Origin of the sequence: Spirulina subsalsa FACHB-351 (assembly GCF_026130165.1) — a bacterium.
GTDB lineage: Bacteria > Cyanobacteriota > Cyanobacteriia > Cyanobacteriales > Spirulinaceae > Spirulina_A > Spirulina_A subsalsa_A.
This window is the reverse complement of sequence record NZ_JAIHOM010000017.1, coordinates 30,786-43,788: the sequence shown is the minus strand read 5'-3', so window position 1 is coordinate 43,788 and position 13,003 is coordinate 30,786. Positions and strand designations below refer to the sequence as shown.

Sequence of the window (13,003 nt, the reverse complement as noted above, 5' to 3'; positions counted from 1 at the left end):
CTAATTCGAGAGATTAGGATCCCAAATGCCGATATAAATGCGATCGCGCTGATCTCGGCTAATAGTTCCCCCAAAAGACGACGTACTGAAGGCACGCCGATCCGCCTGTCGATTATACACTTCTCGTAATCCCTGTGTCGCGGCGGCACTTTGTTCCCCTGCCAACAGTTGCCCCATCACTCGTTCTATGTCTTCCAAGCTCACGGATTGATTAAAAGATACTTCCGTTTGACGGAGGATTCCTGTCTCTGCGTTGATGATATAGCCTAAATTGACCAAATTTGGCAGATAGTTCATATAGGAAATCGCCCTTGTCCCTTCCCAATACCCCCGACGATCAGAACTGGGAGTCCCTAACTGGGCTAGGATGTCCTCGCGGGTGCTGCCGGGGGTAAAGATGGGGACTTGTGAGGAGAGATTTGGGGAGGGAGAAGGAGAGGGAGAAGGACTGGGAGAGGGAGAAGGGGAAGGACTGGGAGAGGGAGAAGGACTGGGAGAGGGGGAAGGACTGGGAGAAGGGGAAGGACTGGGAGAGGGTGAAGGAGAAGGAGAGGGACTGGGGGAAGGGGAAGGAGAGGGACTGGGGGTTTCTAAGCTGGTTGGCGGAGGGGAGTTATCGCGGAAGGTAGCAAAGCCAATGGCTGCACCTAAGAGGGCTATCAGGGCGGCCATGAGGAGGAGGGGGAAAGGAAGGCGATCGCGCTGGGGGGTGATTTTCGCCGGAACAGTCCCTCCGGGTGTAGGTGCAGCCCCTCCCACGGCTACTGTCGCCATGGTAGAAGAGACTTTAGGGGTTAAGGCTGGGGTGAGGGCGGCTAACATTGCGGAAGCGGTAGGATAGCGATCGCGGGGATGATAACAAATGGCCCGTTCAATCACTTGAGCTAACCCTTTATCGAGGTCAGAAACAGCGTCTCGCCAAAGAAACTCGCCCGTTTCGGGATTGACGCTTAAGGTTTGGGGGAGTTTCCCCGTCCAGAGGAAAACAGCCGTTAGTCCCAAAGCGTATAAATCACTAGAATAGAGGGGACGACCTGCGGCCTGTTCACTGGCCATAAAACCGGGGGTACCAATGGCAACGGAACGGGTAACATTGCCGTAGGTATTGATTAAAGTTCCCATGACTTCTTTCACTGCCCCGAAGTCGATTAAAACGGGAGTGCGATCGCCTAGCGTCTCAGAACGAGAATTGCGCTGACGTAAAATAATATTTTCCGGTTTAATATCCCGGTGAATAATCCGTTCCCCATGAACCACCGCCAAAACCTCCAACAGCTGCCGGAGAATTTCCCCCACTTCCTCCGCCGGCCGCGGTCCTTGGTCCCGCACCCACTCCCCCAGCGTCACCCCTTCAATCCACTCCTGCACCAGATAAAACTCCGATGCTTCGGAAAAATAGGCATAGAGTCGAGGGATTGCGTGGTGTTTATCCCCTAACGCTTCTAAGGTTGCCGCTTCCCGTTGAAAGCGATGTTTTAACTCTTCCGGTTGAGAGACAGGAAAAGCGGGTTTGAGTTGTTTAATCACACAACGGCGCTGGGAGGGTAAATGGGTGTCAATGGCTAAATAGGTTTGCCCAAACCCACCACTCCCTAGGGTTTCTGTGATTTGATAACGGTTATTCAGGAGAGTTGTGGGAGTCATTCATTCAGTTCACTTGTTTAATTATTGATTGGGTAAACTCACCGTGAGGGGGATTTCTTCCACAGCGGGGAGGGTTTCGAGAGCTAAGGGAGAGGCGGCACTTTCGCCGGATAACTGTTTGAGCAGTTTCGGTCTAGGATCGTGGAGGAGGTAGATAATCTGATCCCCCGCTTGCCATTGTTCAGAGGCGATCGCAATATTTAACCCATCTCCCCGTTGAACCAATAATGGCAACAGTTCCCCCGAACGAATTAACGCCTGTAAATGGGCCTGTTGAAACTCCAAACCCGAAGGCCGTAAAATTGTCTTACCTAACTTCACCTGACCCTCACGAATGTACTCATTCCAAGTCTTAATCTTCAACTGCGCCACAAAAGCCTGATTAATTTTTTTCTTCTTCTTGCCCCCATGATTACTATTTTGGTCATTTTGGGGAAAAATCGCCAACACCCGAGGCGGTTCAAACTCCTCAACTGCTCGTTGTGCTAAGACCGAATTCACCTCCCCGTTACTGGTTAACGCCAAAAACGTCCCAATGGAATGCACTCCAATATCCGCCAACATATCCACATCCAGAGCGCTACTTTGCACCACAGAAAGATTCTCCTCCTGAGCGATTTCGCACGCTTCCGGGTCTGTATCAATCATCACCACCGACTGCCCCGATTCTTGGAATAAACGCCCCACCAGTCGCCCCAAGGGGTTACAGCCAATAATCACCGCCCCGGTTGCTTCTTGGCTGGTAATTTTTAACCCTTTCGCCACCCACCGGGCTGATAAACCTTGAATAAACACCGTCATCATGATGGTTAAAAACACCAGTGCCTTAATCGAATCCCCCCCCGTAATGCCCTGTTGAGTGAGTAAAATGGCAAACAACGAGGCCACCGAAGCCGAAACAATTCCTTTCGGGGCAACCCAAGCGAGAAATAATTTTTGTCGCCAGTTAAGATTACTGGTCCAAGTACAGCAAATCACACTAATGGGACGCACCACCAACATCAACGCCAACACTGTCCACACACTGCCCCAGCCCAGAGCAAATACACTATCAATGGACAGATCCGCCGCTAACAGGATAAATAAGACCGACACCCCTAAAACAGTTAATTGTCCCTTAAACCGTCTTAACATTCGTTCCTCGGGCAGAGAAGAGGCTCTGAGGACGATTCCTGCTACCACTGTAGCCATTAACCCAGATTCACTGCGCAGGAACTGAGACAAGCCAAATAAAGCCCACACCCCCGCCAAAACCACCAAGTTTTTCAAGTCTTCTGAGAGGACATTAAAGCGTTTGAGGAACAGACCTAATAGCCAGCCCCCCAGACCCCCAATGGCCGCCCCAATACTCAAACGCAGGAACAAACTGGTAAAAATGGCCAAGGGTACCGCGTCGCTGTTTACGATGGTATCGAACACCACCACCGCCAAAATCGCCCCCACCGGGTCAATGAGTACCCCTTCCCCTTCCAATAAGGTGGCAACTTGACGGTCTACGGCCACTTGTTTGAGCAGGGGACTAATCACCGTCGGGCCTGTCACCACGACCAAGGCCGCGTATAGGAAGGCAATGGACCAAGGGAACTCACCCAGCCAGTGGGCGGCCATCCCTCCCCCCAGTAAGGTGATGAGGGTGCCGAGGGTGACGAGATTGCGTAAACTGCCAGAAACTCGCCCTAATTCTCGTAATTCGAGGTTTAAACCGCCCTCAAACAGGATAATAGCAACGGCGAGGGAAACTAGCACCTCAATGCCAACTCCTAAGTCGTGGGGGTGAATGATATTCAGGCCATCAGCCCCTAATAAGATCCCGAAAAGCAGCAGAAAGACAATACTCGGCACTTTGATCAGTTCACCCAAGACTTGGGCGCTGATGCCTGCGAGAACGGCAATCACGATGATTAGGGTCAGTGTAAATGATCCTTCCATAGGTGTTTTAGGCAGGCGATCGCGTTTAAAAGACGGTTAGGATATTCTCTATTCAGGGTAGCACTGGACTCGAATTAACGCTTAGGGGTTGGGAAAATTGGGCGCAACAACTGGGAGTCTGTTGTGGAGATTTTTTCCCGGTTTGTTGAGATACACCACCTAGGCGCAAACGTTGCGCTCCTGCCCCAATTGTTGCAACAGAGCAGGAAACAACCCGGTTTCTGAGGACAATCTTGGGGTTTTCGGAACTGAGATCTCCGAACACCCCGGAGACACGACCTCTCAAGTGATGGAGAAGCACCCTGTAAATCCTAGAGAGTCGCTTCATATAGGTCGGACTCCGGGTCAAAGTTTCACTCAAAGCCCCATAGCGGAAACGACTTGGGGGTGTCTCTGGGCAAAAGTTCCCAGAACGGGCGCGAGAATATCGCCTGTCGGGAGGGATAAATGCGTAGCAGGTGGAGGAGTATTCATGCTCTCACTCCTTAAAAATTCCCCCCCAGATCAAAATATCCGCCCTCAGCAATGGCAAAGGGCGGATATTTTAAGCTGATATTTTTACCCGTCCATTAAGGGACAAGAGAAGCAGGAGACTCTAACACCACTGGATGAATTAATTGAGTGGCTTGTTGTAACGCTTCTAAACGAGTAGCAACCCGATGATGTAAGGGAATGCGATCTAGAATATTAAAGCGTTGCAGACGTTGCTGCACTTTACCCTCTGCCCCAACAATGAACACCGGAATAGATTTTTCGTAAGCAGTATCTACCAGTTTCTCAAGAGCTAAAGTAGCCGTTACCCCCAACAAAGGCACATCACTTAAATCTAGAATCACGACTTTGTAATTATCTAAAATCGATTGACGCTGGGTGATAGCTTTAGCTGCCCCAAAACTCATCGGACCGCCTAAGTGTAATAAGAGAACCTGACCATTGGCATCATGAAGTAACTGTTTAGCTTCCTCATTTTTTAGCACCTCGTCGCCGGGAGTATCAATGGTTTTAACCTTCTCGGATTGAATTTCTGCCAGACGATTAATGGTTAACACATTGGCAATAAATACACCCACACCCACCGCAACAATTAAGTCTACAAATACGGTGAGTAACATCACCCCATACATAATCGCGGCAGCTTTTAAGGATAATTTGTGCGCCCGTCTGAGGAATTTCCAGTCAATAATATCAATCCCGACTTTCAGGGCAATCCCGGCCAATACAGCGAGGGGGATATTGCGAGTTAATTCAGCCGCACCGAAAATGACGACTAATAACACCCCGGCCCGTGCCATGCCGGAAAGTGCTGTTAAGCCCCCTGTTTGGATGTTAACGACTGTTCCCATCGTTGCCCCGGCACCGGGCAATCCACCACAGAAACCAGACATGATATTCCCAATGCCTTGACCAATTAATTCTTTATTAGAATTGTGTTCGGTTTGGGTCAAACTATCGGCAATGACAGAAGTTAAGAGAGAGTCAATACAACCTAACATCCCTAACACTAACCCATCAATGACCATTTCCTGGACTAAATCTGCGCGGAAGGTGGGGAATTGAAGGGTGGGAAGACCGAGGGTAATTTCCCCAATGATGCGAATTTCGCTGTTGTGAAAGAAGATTAAATAAACGGCTGTTCCGGCAATTAAAGCAATGAGTTGAGGAGGACAAAAGCGTTTAACTTGTTTCGGGGTCAGGTAAATTAAGGAAACGGTTAACACCCCTAAAATCGTTTCCAGTGGGTTAATATTATTGATTAAATTGGGGAGGTTCTGCACAATGGCTAACACGCCACCTTTAGGGTTAGCTTGACCTAAAAAGGGACCGACTTGTAGGATAACCATAATTAACCCAATCCCGGACATGAAGCCGGAAATCACGGTGTAGGGCATTAGGGTGATATATTTACCTAATTTCAACAAGCCGAAAATAATCTGAAAAACCCCGGCCAACATGACGACAGTAAAGGCCATAACTAAGCCATTTTCGGGATCTTTGGCGATGAAACTGGCGACTACGGCCGTCATGACTACCGTCATGGGGCCTGTAGGCTCCGACATGAGGGTGGGTGTTCCTCCAAAAAGGGCGGCGAAGAAACCAACACAAACGGCCCCGTAGAGTCCGGCGGCTGCACCTGCACCGGAAGCTACACCGAAGGCGAGCGCCATCGGCAGGGAAATAATAGCGGCGGTGACTCCTCCGAGGATATCACCCCGCAAGTTACGCAGGTGAATGGTGTTTGTAACTTGAGTGATTGAAATATTCATTAAATAAATGAGAGAGTTAATCAGTTGATTGAGAGCCGGGGGCTAGGGAAAAACCAAGCATTGTATTGAAGAGAATCTATGTCAAAAATGTAATCATTGACTTCTATCTATGGTTAGATTGTCAAAATGACCGATTCTGGGGTGGAAACTCGGTGAGATCCTAGCGTCTATTCAGAATAATCAATGCCAATTTAAAAATCATTGACTTATGTCTATGGTTAGATTACAAAAGTGACCGCAATAGCCTTTAATAGGGCAAGGTTGTAGTAGTACATGGAGATGATGTTATTAGAATCTTTGGTTCAGGGGTGGACGACTCCCCTTTTGGCAACGGAAGCGGTATCTGAGAATAGCCCAACGATTCTGGCTGGGGTGCTGCTGAGTTTGGTGGTGATTTATGTGGCGAGTAAGTTGGGGGGGGAGTTATCCCGTCTGCTGAATTTGCCTCCGGTGCTGGGGGAATTGGTGGGAGGGGTGCTGATTGGTGCCTCTGCTTTGCATTTGTTGGTGTTTCCTGAAGGGGGCGCAGAGGCGGGAAATTCCCTGATTATGGGGGTTTTAAATGCTATTACTCCTCTGTCTCCAGAAGCGGCGGGTGAGGTGTTTGCTAGCCAAAGTGAGGTCATTTCCCTGTTGGCAGAATTGGGGGTGATTGTTCTCCTGTTTGAGATTGGACTGGAGTCCAATTTACGGGAATTGATGAAGGTGGGTGTTCAAGCTGTTGTTGTGGCGGTGATGGGGGTGACTGTCCCCTTTGTGGCTGGCACGGCTGGCTTAATCCTAGTGTTTGGGGTTCCCACTATTCCGGCGATTTTCGCGGGGGCTGCTTTGACGGCTACCAGTATTGGTATTACGTCTAAGGTGTTGTCGGAAATTGGTCGCCTTAAGTCTTCGGAAGGTCAAATTATCCTCGGGGCGGCGGTGATTGATGATGTCTTGGGGATTATTGTCTTAGCGGTGGTGGCTAGTCTGGCGAAAACGGGTGAAGTGGATGTGATGAATGTCATTTACCTGATTATTAGTGCCAGTGGCTTCCTGTTGGGGTCGATTTTGTTGGGGAAAGTGTTTAACCAGAGTTTTGTGGCGATCGCAGATAAACTCAAAACTCGCGGAAACCTTGTGATTCCGGCGTTTGTCTTCGCTTTCTTTATGGCGTTTCTGGCCAATGCGATTCACCTCGAAGCCATTTTAGGGGCTTTTGCGGCGGGTTTGGTGTTGGATGAAACGGACAAGCGCAAGGAATTGGATAAGCAGGTGATGCCGATTGCTGACATTCTTGTACCGATTTTCTTTGTCACGGTGGGGGCAAAAACGGATTTAAGTGTGTTGAATCCGGCGAATCCCGCTAACCGTGAGGGTTTAATTATTGCGGCCTTCTTAATTGTGGTGGCCATTGTGGGGAAGGTTGTCACCGGATGGACGGTGTTCGGTCAACCCAATATCAACCGTTTAGCTATTGGGGTGGGTATGGTGCCCCGGGGTGAAGTGGGGTTAGTGTTTGCTGGTGTGGGTAGTGCAAGCGGGGTTCTGTCGGAATCTCTCGATGCTGCCATTATTATGATGGTCATTCTCACCACGTTTTTAGCTCCTCCTTTCCTCCGTTTAGCGTTCCGTGACTCGGAGACGGAGGCGGAAACGGTGGTTTCTAATCCGGTTGAATCCTAGTGATTTAATGGATTCGCCCTCGTATTAGAGGTCAATTTAGATAGTTTTAGAGTGGGTCGGGATTACTACAATTCGGTAGTCCTGACCCACTACTCATTAGGGTCTGCTGAATAAGGCTCTCATCCCGGTAATCGGGGAGCAGGGGAGCGGGGGAAAAATTATCAATTATCAATTCCCGATTCCCTAGCCCTACGAGTAGAGTTATTCAGCAAGCCCTATGGAGGTCAAGGCTCATCCCCAAGGGGACGGGTAACATCTTCCAGGGGAGTCAGTGCGGTATGTTCCTGTTGCTTCCGGGATAAATGAGGATTGACATTTTCCTGCGGTAAGGGGGCTGTTTTTGCGTCAGGGGCATGGGAATCCGCCTGTTTAGAGAACCTCCGCTCAGAATCGTCCTGAGTGGGATCAATGGCTGTGATCTCTTCGTTGGGGAGGGGTTGAGTGGTCGCTTCTACGGGATCAATGGCTGTGATCTCTTCGTTGGGGAGGGGTTGAGTGGTCGCTTCTACGGGATCAATGGCTGTTACCCCCTCCTCATCGGCGACGGTTTGGGTGTCTGCGTCGGAGGTGGGCATAAAGGCTGTGGAGGGGACAGACTCTGGGGCGGTGGGGGTGTAGGTCTGACTACGATGGGGAAGGTGGGCGAGTTGGTACTGATAACGCTGAATTAAGGGTTGTAGGTCACAGAGGACATCTTTGGCGTTTTGGTAGCGATCGCGCACATGGGAGCGAATCATCTTATTGAGGATGGTCGAGAGTTCTGGACTGATGCCGAAACTGAAGTGTTCCCAGAGTAACTCCCCCGTGCGGGGATCTTCTTCGAGTTGGGTGGGATGGAGTAAGGTTAAAGCGCGCAGGGCAATCATTCCCGTGGCATAAATATCACTACTAAAACGGGGTCGTCCAACGGCCTGCTCTTTGGGGGTGTAGCCTTTTGTCCCAATGGCAATGGTCAGGTTGGTTTGATGTTCGGGATCATCTTGCCATTGCATCTGCATTTCTTTGACCGTCCCAAAGTCAATCAACACCAGTTTATGATCGGACTGACGACGGATAATATTATCGGGTTTAATATCCCGGTGAATCACCCCCTGCTCATGGATGAACAATAAAACCTCTAAGAGGTCTCGTAACAGGTCAATCACTTCTACTTCTGAGAAGGGGACATCCCGGCTAAATTCTTGACCCAAGGGGTGGCCTTCAATTAATTCCTGCACTAAATAAAACTCGTCTCCTTCCTCAAAATAGGCCAACAGTTGGGGGATTTGGTCGTGTTTGCCTAAGCGTTCGAGGGTTTCTGCTTCTTTAACAAATAAACGCTTGGCCAGTTGCCAGTAACGGAGATCATTGGTGGTGGGATGGAGTTGTTTAACCACACATTGGGGTTTTCCCGGCCGCAGGGTATCTAGGGCAATATATGTCTCGCCAAATCCCCCGGCGCTGAGTTTTTTCAGCACTTGATAGCGTCCCACTAATTTAGTCGCGAGAACTTCTCGTTCTCGTTCTGCGAGGAGGTCGTGAAAGTCGTCTTGTTGGGCAATAATTTCTTGAATAATGGGGGAGGAGGCGTAATGTTTCAGGGTGGTGCGCAGGTTCTGTTTAATTAAGAATTCGCGCACGACTCCCAAGGTGGCGGTAGAGATGCCTGTTAAGGTCAACAGGGTGAGGGGAACGGCTGTGGGGATGAGGATTTGGGCGTAAAAACAGAGGAGATAACTGCCCCCACTCCACAACACCATAAAACCTACAGCCCACAGGAGACTATGGAACCAATATTTCCGTTGACTAATCCATACACCGAGGAGGAGGGTGGAGATTAACACGACAGCGCCTTTGGTGAGGGGCTGGGGAAAGGCTTCTCGTAGGGCTTGCCCGGTGAGTAAGGTGGCGATCGCATTGGCATGGATTTCAATGCCCGGCATTCGTTCATCTACGGCGGTGCGGTGGAAGTCTTGGGCGAGTTCAGAGGTTACTCCCACCAGTACAATTTTGTCCTGAAAGTAAGCCCCACTGCCGAGATAACTATGCCAATTGTCGGGATCGAGCAAATCCACAAAGGGAATATACTCAAAGCTGTAGCGGGGCCCTCGGAAGAAAATCCCCTCACCGGGTCCCTCAATTTGGGGTAAATCAGCCCCTTGTACGGTGGCTTGGGCAAAAGACGGCATCACCCCCATAAATTCTTGAAACAGTTCCCGTAAGTCAGGATTCAGGGCGAGCCAACTTTCCTGAAACACCCGCCCTAAGCGGTGAATCCGCCCATCATTTTCATAGAGATAGTTGATGAATCCTAGATTTAAGTTCGGGACGCTCTCGGCAAATTGGGGGGAGATTAAGCGCAACATTTCCCCTCGTCGAACGTTACTTTGTTCGTAGCTGGCGGCTAAAACGACTCGTGGTCCATAGTCTCGCAAGGCTTGTTCTAACGCTTGATCATCGGCCTCTCCGTAGCCACTGGGCAGGTCAAAGAGCAGATCAAAGGCAATTACTTTTGCCCCACTATCTAACACTTTTTCGATCACTTGGGCGTAGACTTGGCGCTCCCACGGCCAGCGTTGAATGGGTTCGAGATAGGTTAAGTCGGGGTTTTTGGCATAATCTGTCCCTTGGGCAATGGAATAGTCATCAATGGCAATAATGACGATCTTTTCCGGCACTCCCGAGGGGGGATGGAGATGAAACCAGAGGGTGCGCAGTTGGTTGTCTAACCATTGCACGGTGGCGTTATTTTGGGTTGTGGCGATCGCACCACAGAGCGCCCAAAAGACCATCATCCCCACACTCGCCCGTTTCCAATAGATTCGCTTGCCAACTAAGGCGGAATTATCGGTTTTGGATCGAGATCCACTACTGAGATCCCTGGGTTTAGGGGAACTGGGTTTTTTGCGCCAAAATTGCCATTGAGAAGGAATCGCCATTAATAGTAAATGCCTGTCTTCCGATGATGAACTGCCGTTATCCCCTCGTTATCTAACACCTTGCCACTATCCACCACCGCATAGACCAGCCAATGATCGCCGCATTCCATACGGTCATTAACACGACATTCTAGATAGGCTAAGGCTTGTTTTAGAATGGGACAACCATTTTCTGCGGTTTCCGTTTCCAACCCCACAAACCGATCTTCACCGGGGGCGAAGTTTTTCATAAAGTGTTTACGGAGTTGTTTCCCTTCCTGCAAGATGTTGAGGACAAATTTATCCCCACGGTGCATTAAGTCTGCGATCGCCCGTTCTTTGGCCACCGCAATGGTTAAACCCGGAGGGCTAAAACTGGCCTGAGACACCCACGATGCTAACATAGCGTTAGAAAGTTCGCCTTTGCGGGTCGTCACCACCGATAAAGACCCCACAATACGCCCTACCGCTTGTTCTGTCCGCGCTGATTGGGACTCACTCACTGACGCTTTCGGCTTTTTCTGCTTCTGTCGCCGCTTCACCAGTTGGGCAAAATCTGTCCCCACTTCTTCACAATACTTAATAATCGTGTCCGTTGGTTTGAACTTAACGCGAATGGGATCAAAACCGAAACGATACCCCGCATCCCGTAATTTCCCCTCCAATAAATCAATGGCCTCCCCACTCCAACCATAGGAGCCAAACACCCCCGCCAATTGTTGTTTATCGGCTGTTGAGATCACTAATCCGAGTGCCGTTTGAACTTGGGTAGGGGCATGACCCCCCAAGGTAGGAGATCCCATAATAAACCCGGCCGATTGGGTGACGGCGGTTTTAATTTCTTCAGGGTCCGTAAACTCGCAATTGATGGAATCTACAGCCACTCCAGCCTTCGTGATTCCTCGTGCGATCGCCTGTGCCACAATCGCCGTATTGCCATAGGCCGACGCATAGATTAAAGCTACCCGATTTTGTTGGTTTTGCTGTTGTTCAACCCAAGTTTTATACAGTCCCGTTAACTCAGTCAAACCGTAACGCACTAACGGCCCGTGACCTGTTGCATACAACTTAGCCGATTTATTGGCCAACTTCTCTAACGCCGTCTCCACCTGATTAGCATGGGGAGCCATCAAACAATCAAAATAATAGCGTCGATCGTCTCGATAAACCTGCCACCCCTCATCAAAAATCTGATCCCCGCAAACGTGGGCCCCAAACAATTTACCCGTATATAGAATTTGAGTTTTGGGGTCATAGGTACACATTTGATCCGACCAGCGAGGACTAGGAGTTAAAATAAACTCCAAATTATGCCCCTGACCTAAATCTAGAGTGTCCCCCCCCTTCACCACTTGAATATTTAATGCCTGATCCGGTAAAATTTTACGCAAGGAAATAGCCCCCGGATTCGAGCAAATAATAGTCACATCCGGCGCAATTTCTAACAAAGCTTTCAGCGTGACAGCCCGATTCGGGTTAATATGACCACAGATTACATAATCAATTTCACTCACTGAAAACCGTTGCGTTAGTGCCTTTAAAAAAATCTCTGTAAAAGATTCCCCGGGCAAGTCAATCACGGCCGTTTTATGAGCTTTAATAATAAAGGAATTAGCCGTTGTTCCCTTTTGTAGCGCATATTCAATTTCAAATTTCAATCTATCCCAAGTGCGAGATCGGATAACTGTTGTTTCGGCACTAATGGGTATAATTTGGGTATCTCGGGGTTTATTGTTAATCATGCTGTCATTTATCCTTGAGTTTTGAGAATGATTGAGTCTTGGGCTATGGCCATCCTATTTAAGTTGTAATCTTTTGGAATCTTCACCCATATTGTCGGAGTAGTTCATGAGTTACCCCCCCATTACAACCTATTGAGAAGGGCTTCTTTAACAATTGATAAAATCAGAATCAATCAGACTTTGTTGTTTTTTATAGTTTCTCCCTATCTTACAATAAATTTTGCCAGTCGGAGTTAAAGTTATGTTATCCCCCCCCCCTTTAACCGTTTATGCTTTGGTATTGGCCGGAGGTCAAAGTTCAAGAATGGGGCAAGATAAAGCCCTAATCCCCTATCAAAATATCCCTCTGCTGCAACGAGTGCTAAAGGTTGCCGAAAGCTGTTGTTCTCAAGTGTATATCCTAACCCCTTGGCCAGAACGCTATCAAGAGTTATGTTCTAGCAATATTCAATTCTTGGGAGAAAAAACACCCGGACAAGGTTCTTTAGTGGCTTTGGTTGAAGGTTTAGACCAATTAGCTCAGTTCTCTTTACCGGATTGGGTTTTACTCCTAGCTTGTGATTTGCCCTATTTACAGGAAGATATTATTAAAGCTTGGATTAAAGATTTAGAAAACCTTGAGCCTAATATTTTAGCCGTTGTCCCTAAATCAGAGAAATACTGGCAACCTTTATGTGCTTTTTATCGTCCCCATATTATTCCCTATTTACAACAGTATTTAGGGCAAAATAGGCGTTCTTTTCAAGGCTTACTAGAACAAGTTGAGGTTAAGCCTCTGGCGATAAATTCAAGGGTTGATCAAATGCTATTTAACTGCAATACTCCTGAAGATTTAGAAAACTTAGAGGACTAGAATTAAGGA

At 48.7% G+C, this 13,003-nt stretch carries 7 protein-coding genes; 2 read left to right on the top strand and 5 right to left on the bottom strand.

All coding sequences use genetic code 11. The features are described 5' to 3' along the window. From K4A83_RS05090 to bicA, 3 genes are all read right to left on the bottom strand, one after another. Window positions 1-1,644: a serine/threonine protein kinase gene (locus tag K4A83_RS05090; RefSeq protein WP_265263354.1), complete on the bottom strand. Its 1,644-nt coding sequence runs from the start codon at window positions 1,642-1,644 to the stop codon at window positions 1-3. 21 nt (window positions 1,645-1,665) lie between these two features. After that, a complete protein-coding gene (locus K4A83_RS05085) occupies window positions 1,666-3,573 on the bottom strand; it encodes a cation:proton antiporter (RefSeq protein ID WP_265263353.1) in 1,908 nt (635 codons plus the stop codon). 569 nt (window positions 3,574-4,142) lie between these two features. Further along, window positions 4,143-5,837, bottom strand: coding sequence for a bicarbonate transporter BicA (gene bicA, locus K4A83_RS05080; RefSeq protein WP_265263352.1), 1,695 nt, complete (start codon window positions 5,835-5,837; stop codon window positions 4,143-4,145). Between the two features lie 282 nt (window positions 5,838-6,119). Between bicA and K4A83_RS05075 the strand changes: the two genes are divergently transcribed. Continuing rightward, complete coding sequence (locus K4A83_RS05075) at window positions 6,120-7,502, top strand: cation:proton antiporter (RefSeq protein WP_407809843.1); 1,383 nt, start codon at window positions 6,120-6,122, stop codon at window positions 7,500-7,502. Window positions 7,503-7,726: 224 nt separating this feature from the next. Here the strand turns inward: K4A83_RS05075 and K4A83_RS05070 are convergent, their stop codons facing one another. Both K4A83_RS05070 and K4A83_RS05065 read right to left on the bottom strand, forming a co-directional pair. Continuing rightward, window positions 7,727-10,420, bottom strand: coding sequence for a serine/threonine-protein kinase (locus K4A83_RS05070; RefSeq protein ID WP_265263350.1), 2,694 nt, complete (start codon window positions 10,418-10,420; stop codon window positions 7,727-7,729). Next, window positions 10,420-12,141: a diflavin flavoprotein gene (locus tag K4A83_RS05065; protein ID WP_265263349.1), complete on the bottom strand. Its 1,722-nt coding sequence runs from the start codon at window positions 12,139-12,141 to the stop codon at window positions 10,420-10,422. Before K4A83_RS05065 ends, K4A83_RS05070 begins: the two co-directional genes overlap by 1 nt. Window positions 12,142-12,382: 241 nt before the next feature. Here K4A83_RS05065 and K4A83_RS05060 point away from each other — a divergent pair, with 241 nt between their 5' ends. After that, on the top strand, window positions 12,383-12,994 hold the full coding sequence (locus tag K4A83_RS05060; RefSeq protein WP_265263348.1) for a molybdenum cofactor guanylyltransferase: 612 nt from the start codon (window positions 12,383-12,385) through the stop codon (window positions 12,992-12,994). The last annotated feature ends 9 nt before the right edge of the window (window positions 12,995-13,003 follow it).